This window comes from Paraburkholderia podalyriae (assembly GCF_014397785.1).
GTDB classification, from domain to species: domain Bacteria; phylum Pseudomonadota; class Gammaproteobacteria; order Burkholderiales; family Burkholderiaceae; genus Paraburkholderia; species Paraburkholderia podalyriae.
The window spans coordinates 190,922-207,250 of sequence record NZ_VZQQ01000003.1 but is presented as its reverse complement, the minus strand read 5'-3'; the positions used below and the strand labels follow the sequence as shown (position 1 = coordinate 207,250).

General features: G+C 60.3%; 12 protein-coding genes. 7 read left to right on the top strand and 5 right to left on the bottom strand.

The features are described 5' to 3' along the window. The first annotated feature begins 9 nt into the window (after positions 1-9). A complete protein-coding gene (locus F6X42_RS04780) occupies positions 10-1,080 on the top strand; it encodes a zinc-dependent alcohol dehydrogenase family protein (RefSeq protein WP_187633101.1) in 1,071 nt (356 codons plus the stop codon). A 93-nt stretch (positions 1,081-1,173) separates the two neighbouring features. Continuing rightward, positions 1,174-2,589: an MmgE/PrpD family protein gene (locus tag F6X42_RS04775; protein ID WP_187633100.1), complete on the top strand. Its 1,416-nt coding sequence runs from the start codon at positions 1,174-1,176 to the stop codon at positions 2,587-2,589. 455 nt (positions 2,590-3,044) lie between these two features. On the opposite strand, the gene F6X42_RS04770 is transcribed toward F6X42_RS04775, so the two are convergent. Next, entirely contained in the window at positions 3,045-4,244 is a 1,200-nt protein-coding gene (locus F6X42_RS04770) for a multidrug effflux MFS transporter (RefSeq protein WP_187633099.1), read from the bottom strand. Between the two features lie 289 nt (positions 4,245-4,533). Between F6X42_RS04770 and F6X42_RS04765 the strand changes: the two genes are divergently transcribed. Continuing rightward, a complete protein-coding gene (locus tag F6X42_RS04765) occupies positions 4,534-4,743 on the top strand; it encodes a hypothetical protein (protein ID WP_187633098.1) in 210 nt (69 codons plus the stop codon). Between the two features lie 55 nt (positions 4,744-4,798). Here the strand turns inward: F6X42_RS04765 and F6X42_RS04760 are convergent, their stop codons facing one another. After that, positions 4,799-5,980, bottom strand: a complete 1,182-nt coding sequence (locus tag F6X42_RS04760) for a porin (RefSeq protein ID WP_184057130.1) — start codon at positions 5,978-5,980, stop codon at positions 4,799-4,801. A gap of 982 nt (positions 5,981-6,962) precedes the next feature. Here F6X42_RS04760 and F6X42_RS45250 point away from each other — a divergent pair. From F6X42_RS45250 to F6X42_RS04745, 4 genes are all read left to right on the top strand, one after another. Further along, positions 6,963-7,097 carry a hypothetical protein gene (locus F6X42_RS45250; protein ID WP_260320969.1) on the top strand — a complete coding sequence of 45 codons (135 nt, stop codon included), beginning with the start codon at positions 6,963-6,965 and terminating at the stop codon, positions 7,095-7,097. A 106-nt stretch (positions 7,098-7,203) separates the two neighbouring features. Continuing rightward, positions 7,204-8,889, top strand: a complete 1,686-nt coding sequence (locus F6X42_RS04755) for an aldehyde dehydrogenase (protein WP_311734714.1) — start codon at positions 7,204-7,206, stop codon at positions 8,887-8,889. Then, positions 8,883-10,373, top strand: a complete 1,491-nt coding sequence (locus F6X42_RS04750; protein ID WP_184057128.1) for an aldehyde dehydrogenase family protein — start codon at positions 8,883-8,885, stop codon at positions 10,371-10,373. The genes F6X42_RS04755 and F6X42_RS04750 overlap by 7 nt, the downstream gene beginning before the upstream one ends. A 27-nt stretch (positions 10,374-10,400) precedes the next feature. Further along, positions 10,401-12,074, top strand: a complete 1,674-nt coding sequence (locus tag F6X42_RS04745; protein ID WP_184057126.1) for a GMC family oxidoreductase — start codon at positions 10,401-10,403, stop codon at positions 12,072-12,074. Between the two features lie 216 nt (positions 12,075-12,290). Here the strand turns inward: F6X42_RS04745 and F6X42_RS04740 are convergent, their stop codons facing one another. The 3 genes from F6X42_RS04740 to F6X42_RS04730 form a co-directional block, all read right to left on the bottom strand. Continuing rightward, complete coding sequence (locus F6X42_RS04740; protein ID WP_184057386.1) at positions 12,291-13,235, bottom strand: LysR family transcriptional regulator; 945 nt, start codon at positions 13,233-13,235, stop codon at positions 12,291-12,293. A gap of 509 nt (positions 13,236-13,744) precedes the next feature. After that, positions 13,745-15,031, bottom strand: a complete 1,287-nt coding sequence (locus F6X42_RS04735) for an acetyl-CoA hydrolase/transferase family protein (RefSeq protein WP_187633097.1) — start codon at positions 15,029-15,031, stop codon at positions 13,745-13,747. Positions 15,032-15,301: 270 nt separating this feature from the next. Then, the gene (locus tag F6X42_RS04730) at positions 15,302-16,051 is read right to left on the bottom strand and encodes a nitroreductase (RefSeq protein ID WP_184057122.1); all 750 of its coding nucleotides are present in this window, start codon (positions 16,049-16,051) and stop codon (positions 15,302-15,304) included. Positions 16,052-16,329 lie beyond the last annotated feature (278 nt).

Sequence of the window (16,329 nt, the reverse complement as noted above, 5' to 3'; positions counted from 1 at the left end):
GGAGCAGACATGCGTGGCGTCGTGTTCAAAGGAGACCGCAAGCTGGAACTCATGCAATTTCCCGACCCGACCCCGGGGCCGGGCGAAGCCGTGATCGAGATGAAGGCTTCGGGCATGTGCGGCAGCGATTTGCATTTCTATCGGAACGATCCGGCTGAGGTCATCCGGTCGTTGGGTTTCAGGGACCTGGCTTCACGCGGCATCGACGAGCGTGCGCCGGTCATCGGCGGTCATGAGCCCTGCGGGGTGATCGCCGCCGTCGGCGCGGGCGTGGACCCGGGCCTCTTCAAGATCGGCGATCGCGTGATGGTGTTTCACTATGAAGGCTGCAAGCACTGCGATTCGTGCCGCACGGGCTGGACTCAGTTATGCGATCACGGTGCCACAATTCACGGCTTGATCGCGCACGGCGGCCATGCCGACTACATGAAAGTGCCTGTTTCGTCGCTCGTCCATTTGCCACAGGAGATGTCGTTCGCGGGCGGCGCGGCCGTGTCGTGCGGAACCGGCACCGCCTTTGGCGCGCTGCTGCGTCTCGACATCAGCGCGCGCGACACGCTGGCGGTGTTCGGGCTCGGTCCCGTCGGCCTCTCTGCCGCGCAACTCGCCGCGGCGATGGGCGTCGAGGTGATCGGCGTCGACATCTCGGCTGAGCGTGTCAGCCGGGCCAGGGAGTTCGGCGTCGCCCACGCCGTCGACGGCAGTCAGGTCGACGCCGTGGCGGAGATTCTCCAGCTCACCGGCGGCAAAGGCGTGACCTGCGCGATCGATTGCGCCGGCGGGGAAGTGCCGCGGCAGCAGGCCGTGCGCTCGACCCGGCCATGGGGAAAAATAGCGCTGGTGGCTGTCGGCGGCAATCTCACCGTCGACGCGATGAAGGACCTGATCGGCAAGCAGCGTACCGTGATCGGGTCCTACACGTTTTCGGAGGTCGCTATGAAGGATTGCGCCCACTTCATCGCCGATCACGGCGTCGACGTGGACAAGTTGTTCACTGACCACTGGAGGCTCGAGCAGGCGGAGGAAGCGTATCGCATCTTCGACGGCCAGGCGGGGGGCAAGGCCGTATTCGTCTTTTGAAGCACGCGCCGTGCGAGAAACCAGGGTGTCACATGCTGCGCGTCCAATATCAACTGGACGCCTGTCACCAATAACTTCCATCGAGAGGACCGTTTGACTACGAACCAGCCCGACACCAGATCGCCGGCCAATTGCCCGCCTTTGGAGCACGCGGTGGTCCGCCTTGTCCAGGAGTTGAAGTTCGACCACCTGAACGATGCGGCGCACGCCGGAGTAAGCCGGCTCATGCGCGACCAGCTCGCGCTGCAGATCGGCACCTCGCGAATGCCTTGGTCCCAAAAGGTGCTGGCGTTCGCAGGCGCTCAACAGCGCCCCGGGCGCAGCCGCGTGTCCGCTAGCGCGCTCGCGTTGAGCGCCGCGGATGCCGCATTCGTCAACGCCGCGTTTGGCCACGGCTTCGAGTATGACGACGCGCACGGGCCCAGCGCCAGCCATCCAGGCAGTTGCGTGGTTGCTGCAGCACTCGCGATTGGCGAAGAGCTGGGGTCTAATATCGAAGAGGTCATCACGGCAATCGTTGCTGGTTACGAGGTATACACTCGCATCGGCGTGCTGGCGGCACCCGACTTGCTCAAGCGCGGCTTCCATCCGCACGCGGTGCTGTCCAATTTTGGCGCCGCGGCGGTGGCGGCCAAGCTGCGCAAGTTCGATGCGGAGACGACGTTGCATGCGCTTTCCATCGCGCTGAGCCATGCGTCCGGCACCACCGAGTACACGTCCACTGGAGGCTCGATCAAGCGTGTGCATGCCGGTATTGGCACGCGCAGTGGCATGGTGGCCGCCGACATGGCGCATTCCGGCATTACCGGGCCTCGATCGTTCCTGAGCGGCAATAAGGGGCTATTTCGCACCTTCCTGCAGCGCGGTCCTGGCGAGCAGGCCGAGGAGCAGTTCTCGCTGGATCGACCATTCGAGATTGGCACCGTCTGGCTCAAGGCGTATTGCGCCTGCTACTGCACTCACGCGTACATCGATGCGATCCGGCCGTTCGCTGACCGTTTCGCCGACATCTCGGGCGTGGAGGCCCGCATCCACCCGGCGTTCAACGTGGTTGTTGGCACCGCCAATGCGAACGCATACGAGCCGCAGAACATCGAGCATGTGCAGTTCAGCCTGCCTGTGCAAATGGCGTTCGCGATGCTCGGCAAGGGCAACGGTTACCGGGTGCACCGCGACTATCTGAATGGCAAGATCGATATGAGCCCTGTGATGGCTGCGGCACGCGGTATCAAGATTACTGAAGCCCCTGAACTCGAGCAGCAGTACCCGGGCAAGTTCGTGGCTGAAGTGACTGTCACGTTTCGCGACGGAAAGTCGGAGCACGTATTCGTGGAGGACCCGATCGGCACGCTCGTCAATCCGATGTCCGAGCAGCAACAGGATGCGAAGTTCATGGAACTGACCACTGATGTGCTCGGTGACGCTCGGGCAAAGGCGCTGCTGACCACCCTCAAGGAGATGGACCCTCGCACGAAGGCTGCCGACCTGATGGCGATGTGCGCCGCGTGATGCATCTCGGCAAAGGGAGTTCGTCCGTCTGATACGTCTAAGGCTCGTCACGACTTGATATGTATCATGTCTAAAGCGAGTCCACACTGCTTGTTCCACTGATTTTACGCCGCGGGGCTTTCTAATGCGTGCCCGGGATGACCGTCACAGAGGGGCGGGTTGATCTCCGGATCAGGCGCGCACGTGCGAGCCACTCTAGTCTGGCAACTGCGGGTTAAAGGTGAATTCCGCAGATGTCAGGCTGGACGCGTCGAGCGCGGCGATGAACTGTTCTACAGCGCGGATTTCGTCGATGTCCGGGTTGAGTACCCGAGCTTCTTGCTCAAATAGTCGACGAACGGCTTCTCGCCTCTACGAGAGGGCTATCTTGGCGCTGCGACATGACGTGCGTAGTGTGAATTGCTGACTGGCTTTCCCGCCGGCGCTCCGCTTTCAGGTGCGAGATGTATTCCCCGCTATCCAGCGGGCCGTTTGCGGAGCGCTAGGAAAAAGGCGAATTGCGCAGTCGCTGTCGCGATGACAAGGACCAGTAACGCTGAGAACGCGGGGCTCGGGCCGAGTGCTGCAAGAGTCGTACACGCTGCGCCGACGGCGTATTGGATGCACCCGCACAATCCTGCCGCCGAACCGATCGACTGATCATTGACGCTGAGAGCATTCGCAAGCGCGACGGGATTCACCATGCCGGAGCCACAGGTGAAGAGAATCATGCCACAAACCACCGTATGCACATCGAGCTGGCCGAGCAGCAGGATGCAAAGGAGCGTGAAGGCGCAGACAAAACTGATGGTACAACCTACCCGCATCAAGGACTCGGGGGATACGCGGTGTACCAGCTTGGCTGTAATGCCGTTGCCAATCGCCATGCCGGCGATCATGAGCCCCATGTAGATGCCGACGAGATGCAAAGGTAGGTGCAATTCGTTGACAAGAATGAAGGGCGCTGCCGATAGAAACGCATAGATCGAAAACGTCGCGAGGCCGTTGCCAACGGCGAACCCCAGAAATTGGGCGGACCCAAGCAGTGCGCGGTAATCGGCCACAAGATTCAGGACATCCCTCCGGCGCGCTGCGTGTCGCGTTTCGGGCAATAGTTTCCACGCCACCCCAAGTGTGAAGGCCCCGACGAGGGACAGCAGGGCGAACATGATGCGCCATCCCCACGCCCCCGCGACGAAACCCCCGACCATCGGAGCGAAACCGGGGCTCATGACGACCAGGAGATTGAGCAGCGCGAGTTGCGAGACTGACGAACTGGGATCTGAGGTATCGCGGACGATCGCGCGGCCCAGCGCCACTCCGGCGCAGCTGCCGAGGGCTTGTACGAGGCGCCCGAAAAGCAGGCACGGGAGATTAGGGGCGAGCGCGATGATCAGTCCGCCGACGACGTACACGATGAGCCCGATCATCAGCAGCGGACGGCGGCCAAACGAATCCGATAGCGGACCATATATGAGCTGGCCTGCGGCCAGCCCGATGATATAGATGCTGATAGCCATCTGCATCTGGCCCGCTTGCGCGTGAAGCGATTGGGCGGCATCGGGCAGCGCCGGCACGAACATGTGCATGGCCATCGTTCCACCCAACGCGATCAGCGCCAGCACCCAGAAAGGCGGCGCTGCACGCGGAATCGAATCGACGCACTCAGAACTCATTGTAATCCTTTCTCGTTGCAAGGCGGCTTCCGCTGTTTGATAGCAAGCCACCGGTGAGAATCGCGGTGCGAGGTCCCCAAGTCAACGGCGTGGTGCAGGCTGTTCCGTACTTTGCAGCTATAGGCTCCAAAACGACACTCCTTCTCCGGTTCCGGTGCCCGCGCCGATCGTGCGAGGAGATAGTGGCGTCGTCATTCTCAAGGTGGTTCCGGATGCCGAAGCGCATGCGTTTTCGTCTGATCGATGATGTCGACTGTGGCATCCACGACTATCCAGCGACAGCACAAGCTTGCTCGACTGGTTCGGTCAAGACAAAAAAAGCGCAGGGAGCGCCAGCAATGCGTCTGAGCGAATCACGGGGAAGGTCGACGACGTACGCTCCCGGGACGACACCATCGAAGGTGGCGACGTGGCCGTACTTGCGCAGCGGCGAGTGCATGAAGACATGCATGCTCGCCATACGCTTGACCACCCCGATTTCCCGATCTCCGACGAATAAGCCGCATCAACACGGAGCTAACCTAAACGGAGCGGGAAGGACATGAAGAATCAGATCAAAACTTGTGTCTAATGGCGATTCGTACTGCAACCTGATGATTTGACGTCGACGGCGTCAACTGGTTGATTGACGCGACCGCTTCCTTACCCGATGAGTCTGTACCGCTGGCCTTTTGGTAGACTCCGATCAGATATACGTCGGTACGTTTAGACAAAAAGTAGTCAACACCGACAGCGCCTTGGTGGTACGTGGCCCCGTCGGATCCGTTGGCGCCACTGTTCTTTGTATAGACATAAGCTGCGCCCGCGAGAAGAGTTGGTGTGATCTGATATTTGAAGTTGACTTCGGCGTTATTGAATGTAGCCGTTCCGCTGATGCCACCAATGGGAACAGGTCCCGAGGTCCTGTCTCCCAGATTCCGAAACTGACTGTTCGAATAATTCGCGCCGATAGTTGCTGCACCGAACGTGTATGCCACGCCCGCGCCAATCACTTGGAGAGAACGCGCCGACGCGTAACCAGAAATGACAGGGGAGGCGCCAAAATTCGATCCCGGTACGCCGGCTGTCGTAGGTGCGACAGTCCCGCCAGCGCCGTAGAACGAAGTGTTAGGATTGCGCACATTAAGGTAGCCGACGCCGGCGACAAGCGGCCCATTCGAGTAGCCTGCACCGAGTGACCAGATCTGATTGCGTCCGACGCTGCCGGCCACGCCGCCCAAGGCATACACACCGCCAAATGTTAGGCCCGCGATGTTAGGGCTAGTGTACTTGATAGCATTGTTTGTGCGATTCGTGTTATTGAAGTTATCGTTATCGGAAGGGTGCGCGGCGAGATAGCCACCCCATTGATCACCAGCTTCGAGTGGTCCGAGATAGTCAACGACAGAGTCGTACTGCCTCCCCAACGTTACCGTGCCATATTGGTTGGAAAGGCCCACGTACGCTTGCCGGCCGAATAAGAGGCCGCCCTGGCCAAGCTTTCCGGTGTTGACATCAAATCCGCTCTCAAGGACAAAAATTCCAGACAGCCCTCCGCCAAGATCTTCTTTTCCACGCAGACCCCAGCGACTTCCTTGCAATACGCCACTGGCCATATTGTAGAGCGCCTTACCATTCGCGTTACTATTGTAGTTAATGCCCTCGTCTATAATTCCGTATAACGTCACGCTACTTTGGCCATAAGCGATACTGCTGGCTAAACTGAGCATTGCGAAAGTAATGCAAGACTTCTTCATTGACGGCCTCCGTTCATCATTGTTGGCAAGTGATACTTGCATTGCAAAAGAACCAGTTGAAGCGAATCTTCAGACCACTCGGGGCGGGCCATTGCACGCTTGGCTGTGTCGATGGTCGAACTTATATGTCGTCACAGAACTATCGAAATAGCATTCCTGACGATCGCCAAAGGAATGGTTACTTTCCTTGGGACGTGGAACGCATTTGCGCGTAGCGTGCGAAAAGCGAGCAGTCTGCTGATGTTGCCGATGAACATAGAGCGTCTCCATATCTGATTGATTTTTCGCCATTGGATAGAGTTGCCTTCGACCAGGCAATAGGACCTCGGAAGGTGTTCCGTACTTTGAAGATGGAGCAGGCGAAGCATCAGGCTCGGTGGTTGGGTGCAGTGCATGCCCGCTAACACCATTGTCCAACCGTGAGTTTGTTCTATCGCTGTAGCTGAGCCCCTGTGAGGCGGCTGTTACGGCTAGGGTCGCATGCCCTACTGGCAATGGTGATGTGCGAAGCCGTTCCGACAAGGAGTCCGAAGGTCCGCAGCGTCGCGGGGGCGCTGCGTGGAAGCCCCGAGAGGCAACGTGGCCGAGACGTCAGTCTGACTGACACGGGCAAGTGAGGCGAATCGCTGATAAACGTCGTTAATCTTGGAATGCCAAAGCTGCTGTCGAATCCGGGTGGAACCGTGTCATGTCTCCGAACTCGGTGCTACAAACGAGCGGGGGTTTTTGGGGTACGAGAAACGGGATAGGTCACTTCTCGCAATCCCTCGTGAAAGCAGATTGTTCCTTCGGTCGTTTCTGCTGTGGCTAGGTTCAATAAGTCAGGAAGCCGTCGACGCAGCACATATCGTTGCGGCTCTCCCGGGCCACGCGCGGACGGCCCGCGACACGCCTGGTTCCGTTGTACGGAATATTTGGGCGAAGGTTTTGAAAATAAGCTGCATTCAGTGATTCAATGGTTCTCACAAAAAAGGAGACACCCGTGATCCCACTGCCAACAACTGCCGTCGTCATCCTCTTCACCCTTGTCGCGCTCGCCAAAGCCGGCAGTGAACGGATCGGGACCGCCGCGGCATCCGATTTCGGCGCCTTGGGCGCAAGCATCGGCTGCTACTGAGACTCCCGAACTTACCCTTCGACGGTGGAAAAAAATCTTGCCCTTCGCGCGCATGTCCGGCGAGGTTCTTTCGCTTTTTCTGAACCCATGCGCCTGCGGCTAACGTATGCCGGCAACACAGTGGGGGCAATATCAAAGCGCGTTCGATGGGAAGCATCTGGCGCTCACCGGCGGACGGCAGAATGTCAAATTCATCGACCTTGCCTCTCACCGCTGGTATGGAAACGACAACGCGGGATCAGCAGCCGGCAACTACCGGCTCAGTTCCTGGGCTCGTAATCCGGGCGGCCCTTTTCAACCATTTACCGAGGATTCCCTGATGAGCGAAAGAACCATCCAACTGCAGCATCCGCACCGCCTCTTCATCGGAGGCGAGTGGATCCAGCCGTCCCTGTCTGCGAGCTTCGACGTGCTCGATTGCAGCACGGAACAGGTCGTTGCGAGCGTCGCGGAAGCGGGGTCCGGCGACGTCGCACGCGCTGTGCAGGCCGCACGGAAAGCATTCGACAGCGGCCCTTGGCCTCGGATGACTGTCCTGGAACGTGCCGCCTATCTCGAGAAGCTCGCGCAGCGTTTCGAGGCAATGAATGACGAATATGCGCGCGTGTGGTCCATCGAATCTGGCATCGTTTATCGGGTCGCGCAGCCGCGCATCGGCGTCTTCCTAAGCGGCGCCTTCCGGCAGTACACCGCCATGGCATCGACGTTCGCGTTCACGGAGCCCTGCACATCGGCCACCGGCAATGCGGCTTACCGGGTTCACGAGCCGGCGGGCGTGGTCGTCGCGATCATCCCGTGGAACGGCCCGGCCGGTCTCATGGCGTACAAGGTGGCGCCGGCGCTCCTCGCAGGGTGTACGGTCATCATCAAGTCCTCTCCCGAGGCGCCATGCTCCGCCTATCTGTTCGCGCAAATGTGTGAAGAGGTCGGCTTTCCGCCGGGCGTCGTCAACGTCCTGACGGCGGATCGCGCGGTCTCCGAGGAATTGGTCCGAAACCCCGGAGTCGACAAGATCACCTTCACCGGATCAACTGCGGCCGGCCGCCGGATCGCTGCGGTGGCCGCGGATCGGATCGCCCGGGTGACGCTGGAGCTGGGAGGCAAGTCGCCCGCGCTCGTGCTCGACGACTACGACGTCGAGGTGGCAGCAAAGACGATAGGCGCGTCCTTCTTCGGTTACCTATCCGGGCAGGTTTGTCACAGCCTGACGCGCGTGATCGTTCCGCGCGCGAAGCACGACGCGATGACAGAGGCGCTGGCTGAAGTCGCGCGGAACATGGTGCTGGGTGATCCGTTCGATGCGGCCTCCACAGCCGGTCCGTTGGCAACTGCACGGCAGCGGGAAACGGTCGAACGGTACGTGGCCAAAGGCACATCCGAAGGCGCGACTCTCGTCACGGGAGGCAAGCGCCCGGCCAACAAGGAAAGGGGCTTCTTCTTCGAACCGACCGTCTTCGCGAACGTGGACAACCGTTCGACGATTGCCCAGGAGGAGATCTTCGGTCCGGTGCTATGCGTCATTCCGGCGGACGACACAGCGCATGCCGTCCAGATCGCCAACGACACCATTTACGGCCTGAACGCCGCAGTGTTCACTGACGACTCGCACTTGGCGATGCAAGTGGCCCGGCAGATCCGCGCCGGATCGGTGGGTCACAATGCGTCGCGCACCGATTTTTCCGTCGGCTTCGGTGGTTTCAAGCAGTCCGGTATCGGCCGGGAGGGCGGGCCTGAGGGCCTCGCTGCGTTCCTGGAGTCCAAGACCATCATCATGGAGGCCAAGCCATGCTAAGCATCCTCGGGCGACGCAACGACATGACCTTGCCGCCGTTGATGAATTACGTCGACGGTCGCTGGACGAATGAGGGGGTGTCAGAACGCTATGTCCAGCGTCATCCTGCGACCAACGAGGTGACGGCGGAATTGCCTGAGACTGATGCTGAAACGGTGGGTGTCGCGGTGCAGGCCGCGCGGCGGGCGTTCGACCAGGGTCCCTGGTCCCGTATGAAAGCGCGCGACCGCAAGCAGTTGTTCCGCCGCATTGTGGACGTCATCGAGCGCCATGCCGACGAACTCAGCTGGCTGCAGACGCTGGACAACGGCATGCCGATCGCCTACAGCCTCAATGGGCGTGTGTCCGCACGTAATGCCGTGGACATCTTCGACCACTACGGAGGCTGGATCGACAAGATCAACGGCGAGACGTACCCGGATTTCCACTCGAATATGCAGTTCATGAGCTTCCGCGAGCCGGTGGGCGTCGTGGGGGCGATTATCCCTTGGAACGCGCCCATCATGATGTTCGCCATGAAGGTCGCGCCGGCGCTCGCGGCCGGCTGCACGGTGGTGCTCAAACCGTCCGAGCTCGCTGGCCTCTGCGCGCTGCGTATGACGCAACTCATTGAGGAAGTCGACCTTCCGCCTGGCGTTTTGAACGTGGTCATGGGAGGAGGCGGGACCGGTCGCGCGATCGTGGAGGATACCCGCGTTGACAAGATCGCCTTTACCGGCAGCAATGCAGTCGGCGCGTACATCCTCTCGCGCAGTGGCCAGAACATGAAGCGGACAACGATGGAGTTGGGGGGGAAGAGTGCGGCCATTGTGTTTCCTGACTGCGACGTGGAAGCTGCAGGAACCCACGTCATGGGTCTGTCGTCGACCTTCCTTTCGGGGCAGGTCTGTTCGACAACCTCGCGGGCGCTCGTGCATCGATCGGTGTATGACCGGTTTCTCGATGCCGCCGCGCGCCAGGTGAAAACGATCCGTCGGGGAGACCCGTTCTCGATGGACACCACTTCCGCGGCTCTGATTAGCGAGAAGCAGACGCGGCGCGTGTTGGAGTACGTGGACTCGGGCCGTGCGGACGGCGCCCGGCTTGTGTTTGGCGGAACGCGTTCCGGAGGCGAGCTCTCGGCGGGCAACTGGGTTGAGCCCGCGCTGTTCGCCGACGTTAACAACCGCACGCGCATCGCCCAGGAAGAGATCTTCGGGCCGGTTCTGAGCGCCATACCGTTCGACACCGAGGAGGATGCGATCGCGCTCGCCAACGATTCCGGCTTCGGTTTGGCAGGGACCGTGTACACGAAGGACATCTCGCGCGCCTTCAAGGTCGCCCGGGCAGTTCGGACCGGGATCATGGGCATCAACGGGTACGGCGTGGTTCCCAGTTCACCGGTGGGCGGCTTCAAGGGTTCCGGCCTCGGTCGCGAAGGCGGATGGCCCGGCATCGAGGCCTATACGGAAATCAAGACGGTGATGATCAACCTTGACGCTTGAAGAAGCGGACAGGGTGAGGAGGATAGATTGGAGACATACGACTATATCGTCATCGGCGCGGGCTCCGCGGGGTGCGTGGTCGCGAGCCGCTTATCCGAGGACAAGGATATCCGTGTACTACTGCTGGAGGCAGGGCCCGCCGCAAATTCTTTCTGGGTGAAGACTCCAGCGGGCGTGGGAAAGCTGTTCCACGACAGCCGGTTCAACTGGCGGTACTTCACTGAGCCGATTCGTTCAATGCAGCGGCGAAAAGTGTACTGGCCGCGCGGCAAAGTTCTCGGCGGCACGAGCGCCATCAACGGGATGGTGTACATGCGAGGGCACCCGCGGGACTTCGACGAGTGGGCGGCCAAGGGCAATCCTGGCTGGAGTTGGTCTGAAGTTCTGCCGTATTTTCTGCGCTCCGAGTCGAATACGCGTGGCGCCAGTCCATTCCATGGAGCGGAAGGACCCATGTGCGTGTCCGATCCTGTCCTCCAGCACCCCACGACCGACGACTTCGTCGAGGCGGCGGCCCGGGCCGGCATCCCCCGTGCGGCGGACCTGAACGGGCCGCCGCACGAGGGCGTCGGCTACCAGCAATTCACCATCCGCGACGGGCGCCGGCACAGCAGCTACGACGCGTTCATCGCTCCGGTGCGACACCGGCCGAACCTGCACGTGCGCAGTGGGATCCACGTGATGCGGATCGTGTTCGAGGGCCGAGACGCAACCGGGGTGGAAGTGTTGGAAGGAGGCCAACGTCGCGTGATTCATGCGGCGCGCGAGGTGATCGTCTCGGCGGGCGCCCTGAACTCGCCGCACCTGCTGATGCTGTCCGGGATCGGCGACGGCAACATGCTGCAACGTTTCGGCATCACCACGCTGCACCATCTGCCGGGCGTCGGGCGCAACCTGCAGGATCACTTCTTCGCCCCGCAACTCTTGCAGTGCACTCCGGAGAGTTCGTACAACAGCAGCCTGCACGGCTTGCGCAAGTACTGGCACGGGTTGCGCTATCTGATGACGCGGGGCGGCTATCTGGCGCTGGGCATGTCGCCGGCAAGCGCGTACGTGCGAAGCTCGCCGGACTCACCCCAGCCCGATCTGCAACTCGTGCTGCGACCCATGACCTTCAATTTTCACCCCTCCTCCGGCGAGGTGATGATCGACAAATTCCCGGGTCTGAGTGGCGTCGTGGTGCTGCTGCTTCCCCGATCAAGCGGATATGTAGAGCTTGCCTCCGCTGACCCGCTGCAGGCACCACAATTCCATCCGAACTATCTGGGCGACAATGACGACGTGCAGCGCATGGTGATAGGAATGCGGATGCTGCGCCGCATTCTCGCCACCGAGCCCTTGGCCACGCGCATCGTCCGGGAGACGGTACCGGGCGCCGGAGCCGTGACGGACGAGCAACTGATCGATCATCTCCGCGCTCACGGCAATTGCGCTTGGCATCAGGTGGGCACCTGCAAGATGGGGAATGACCAGATGGCCGTAGTGGACGCGCGGCTGCGCGTTCGGGGGGTCAATCGACTCCGTGTCATCGACGCCTCTGTGATGCCGCAGATTACGGCAGGGAATACGAGCGCGCCTGCCATGATGATCGGCGAGAAGGGAGCCGAGATGATTCGCGAGGACGCGCGAGACAAGGACGCGTTTCAGGCGCAAGTGGAGTCGGCGCTGCGGCACGCGCCTGCTGTCGCCAAGAGTATGTAACTGTTACATTCGAGCCGGCCGCGGCGACGGTCATACCGGGCGCCGCCCGGAGTCAAGTCGGCAGGCGTGACTCCGGCGAAGCACGGTTCAATGCATGTGGTCAGCCTTGCAGGGGCTGCGGCGCGAACAACGAACCGTTTATGCTGTTCGCGGATCGTAACCGCGCCAGTTTGCCCGGCGCCATTGGCCGACCGCCCGTACGCCAGCGCTTGTTCATCACCGAATTATGCTAACGATGGAGGGCGTCTCAGGCGGGCGATCGAGCAACTGCTTTAGCAACATACGCACCGCTGGCCCCAGTGAGCGGCTCCCAGCGGTCGCGATATCTATCGAGCGATTGGCCCAAGGCTCCGTGAAGTTCACCGCTGCGACTTCACTGAATAACTTGATGTCCAGCAGGCACTCAGGCTGCACGGTAACACCAAGACCGGCCTGTGCGAGGCTCATTGCCACGCCCGCGCTCTGTACGCTATATTTAATATTTAACTCGCGTCCGAGCCGTTTTGCCGCCTCACGAAAAGCACTGAGCATGGCGCCGGCGACAATGATGTTCTCGGGCAACAAGTCTTCAAACGAGATGCTTTTCCGTTGTGCAAGGTGATGTCCGCCGGGCACAACTGCAACCATGCGGTCTTTGCGGTAAGGGACGACAGCAAGCCCATCTAGGTCCAGGCCAGGCGCAGCGGCGAAAACGCCGATGTCGGCTTCGCCTTGCGCCACAGCCTTCGGGATTTCGCTATTTTCTACCTCATTTACGATGAGATCGACGAGCGGAAACTCACGTGCGAATTCGCCCAGCTCCCGCGCCAGGAAAGGTGCAATGATCGATCGAGCGGAAGCGATAGTCACGGTGCCGCGCACGCCTTCGCTGAATGCGGTCATCTCCGCTCTCATGTCATCGAACTTGGAGAAGACAGTGCGAATGTAGTCCACGAGGACTTGTCCTGCGGGACTTGGTACGACACCCTTTGGACCGCGCTCGAGCAGTTTGATGCCTGCAATCTCTTCTAAATCCTGGATTCGCTTCGTCGCGGCCGAGGCAGCAATATTTTCACGGATTGCGGCCAAGCCAATCTGACGTTCCTCCACTGCGGACAAAAACAGCCGCAAAGTGAACAAATCGACCTGCCGAATGAAATGCAGTCTGTTAAAGGAATTCATTGCCCAGATAACGATCAGCGAGAACACCTGATAATACCGCCCCGTCGTACCGCCGGATCCTATGCAACGTAGTTTCCGCTGAGAACCTCTCGCTTACCATGAGCGTTAATCCCTATCGGAGCATGTATATGGCGCCACGCCTGTAGCTACGCTCCAGAGCCGCACGATGGCTCGCAGATCTGGACGTCATGTCTCGGGGCTGGTTGGTGAGCGCGCCCGCGGACTGACCGCACGCAACTGCATCGGATACGAATCGGCGCCTCAACTCTTGCTGACGGTCGGAGACAATAGCGAGAGGTTGCAGTCAGAAATCAGCTTCGCAGCCTCGTCCGGCGTTAGCCCGTGTCGGCATCCTGAGCGAGTCCAACGTGGCCTCCGTTCCGGAGTCGGCGCACCAGATTAGTCGACGTATTCGTTGCTACTTCAACCCTTGGCCGGAAAGGCGTCGACGCCTGACAGCTTACTTTTCCCGTTGAAGGAACTGAGTTCAGCGGAGGCACTGCTGCTGTTCAGGCGTGCTTCATGAGCGCGTGGACCTCGCGTTCCAACGCCTCACGATGAAGGGGATCCGCGATGGCGAGCATGCGAGGAATGCGCTGGGCGATTGACAAACCGCGGAGATCAGCGATCCCGTGCTCCGTCACGATCACGCATGCGTCGCTGCGGGGTACAGTCACCGGTCCAGAAAGTGATGCCACGACGCCGCTGCGTATGCCGGCGGCCGAGGGTAGCGCAATGATAGGCACGCCGCCGCGACTGGTTTGCGCCGCGCGCAGGAAGTCGCCAATGCCTCCGACGCCGCCGACGTAACTCCCGCCTGCCACTTCAGCGTTAACCTGGCCAGTTACATCTACTTCGATGGCTGAGTTGATCGCGACGAAGCGTTCAATACCGGCCAGCACCGACGGATCGTGCGTGTATTCCGTTCCACGTAACTCAAGCGATGAATTCAAGTGTGCGAAGCGGTGGAGAGGCGCCCCGCCTATTAAGGTCCCACCAATGGTCAGGCCGGCGTCGATGCTTTTGCAAGAGTTGGTCACGACGCCCGCTTCGCAAAGGCAAGCGATTCCCTCGCCAATGCTTCCAGAATGGACCCCCAGCTCGCGATGATCTTTGAGATGTGTGAGGACTGCATCCTGGATGGACCCGATACCTGTCTGCAATGTGGCTCCGTCTTCGATGAGACCGGCGACATGTCGACCTATCTCTGTCTCGACGGGATTGGGAAGCGGTCTCGCACTGATCGGAAGCGGCGAGGTTGAGTCGACAAGCAACGCGAAGTCGTGATCGCGCAGATAAGGACCGCCGTAAGTCCACGGGACATCTGGATGCACCTCGCCAACGATGCTTCTCGCGTGACGGACGGCTTCGGAGACATATTCGCGGGCCAGCCCTAAGCTGTAGCGCCCCAAAGCATCCGGTTTCGAAACTTGGAGAAACACGACGTCGGCATGTAACTGACCGCTGCAAATCATGCGCGGCAATTGCGAGTAGTGCACCGGCAAAAAATCCAGCACTCCGGCCTCGGCGAGCTTGCGGTTTTCACCCGTCCCACAGTAGGAAAGGAAGTCAAAGGCATCGGCATGTTCCGGCTGGAGGATTCCCGCTACGCCGATGCCAATAAACAATCTAAGCCGTCCGAATGCTGCTCGTTGCTGGACGAGCGCGCGAATGAGCGTTACCGGTTCAGCGTGCGCTTGTCCCCATAGCACAGTATCGCCGGGCCGGATAATCGCGCTTAGGTTTTGCAGGCTACGATATTGATTCAAGGGAATCTCGACTGGCTCAGTTGTCATCCAATCTAGCGTGCTTCCGCAATTGAGACAATTAGCTAATATACACGGCGATGTCGAGGCTGACTCCGACGCAGGCGGCAAGTGGCAGGCGGCTGCCCGAGACCACACTCGAAGTGCGGCGGTGCTCAGAAAGCGGGTGAACCGCTTTAGAAGGTGCGCTCGCACCCGCACTGATGACGGGTCACACGACGATGATCGAGTTCTCTCCACGCAAGCCGATGACCTTATAAGGCGCAGGCGATAATTCGGTTGTCATGGCCTTGGCAAATGTCAATTCTCAAGCCAGCGCGTAAAGACGCTTGGATCCTCGCGCTGGGGACGATACTCGTTGACGACTGCACCCGCGTCAGCGTAGCCGAGCGAAAGGGTGCAGACCAGCCGCTCTTCGGTTGCACCGATGTGCGGCAGAACTATTGACGAGAACGGATTCCATGCCGCCTGCACGCAAGTGTGCAGCCCCTCGCCGCGCGCCGCGATCATCACGCTTTGCACGAACATGGCCGTATCGACGAGCGCCCCCTGCGCCATCGCCTTTTCGTTGGTGAAGAAGATGCCAACAGGAGCGTCGAAGAATTTGTAGTTCCGCTGGAGTTGAGCATGCATCCTGTCTCGGTCGCCCTTGCGGATGCCCAGCGCGTCGTAAAGTCCAAACCCTGTCGCGCGTCGCCGCTCGATATACGGCGACTTCCACTCAGACGGATAGTAGGGGTAGTCTTCCCGGTAGACCGACGCGAGCGAAGGGTCGTCGCGTAATGCGTCGTGGGCGGCGCACACTTTGCTTACGAGTGCATCGCGGCTCGCGCCTTGCACGACGTAAACTTTCCACGGCTGGGTGTTCGAACCGGATGGCGACCAACTGCACGCACGCAAGATGCGCTCGATCGTCGCACGTTCCACCGATTTCGGCAGGAAGGCTCGGCAGCAAAAACGCGTTTCGATGGCCGTGTAGACGCTTCGCGGGTCATTGACGACTGCCAGCACGTCGGGTACTTTGCTCGGGTCCTGAAGATCGCTATCCATTACTCGGTTCATATTGGTACTCGTGTTGATCCAATCACGAATGACATTCGGCGCGACTACTGCTTGCTATTCGCCGGCGCGCAGGAATGATTTCGCTCATTAGGCCAGGCGGGACTGACAAGCAAGTTGCACTGGATTACATCAGCGCAGCGTACGCGGAACTCGGTTTGCGCAGCTCTTTCAACGGGTCCACGGCCGAACGATACTAGGCCGCCGTAGAAGACAATGATCTGCGATGCAGGGCGGGGCGGCTGGTCTTTCAGTGTGCAATCGTGCAC

Bases quoted from the DNA above. Each gene is read 5' to 3' on its own strand.
- F6X42_RS04780 (WP_187633101.1), top strand. From the start codon at position 10: ATGCGTGGCGTCGTGTTCAAAGGAGACCGCAAGCTGGAACTCATGCAA.
- F6X42_RS04770 (WP_187633099.1), bottom strand. From the start codon at position 4,244: ATGAGTTCTGAGTGCGTCGATTCGATTCCGCGTGCAGCGCCGCCTTTC.
- F6X42_RS04760 (WP_184057130.1), bottom strand. From the start codon at position 5,980: ATGAAGAAGTCTTGCATTACTTTCGCAATGCTCAGTTTAGCCAGCAGT.
- F6X42_RS04755 (WP_311734714.1), top strand. From the start codon at position 7,204: ATGCCGGCAACACAGTGGGGGCAATATCAAAGCGCGTTCGATGGGAAG.
- F6X42_RS04750 (WP_184057128.1), top strand. From the start codon at position 8,883: ATGCTAAGCATCCTCGGGCGACGCAACGACATGACCTTGCCGCCGTTG.
- F6X42_RS04740 (WP_184057386.1), bottom strand. From the start codon at position 13,235: ATGAATTCCTTTAACAGACTGCATTTCATTCGGCAGGTCGATTTGTTC.
- F6X42_RS04735 (WP_187633097.1), bottom strand. From the start codon at position 15,031: ATGACAACTGAGCCAGTCGAGATTCCCTTGAATCAATATCGTAGCCTG.
- F6X42_RS04730 (WP_184057122.1), bottom strand. From the start codon at position 16,051: ATGGATAGCGATCTTCAGGACCCGAGCAAAGTACCCGACGTGCTGGCA.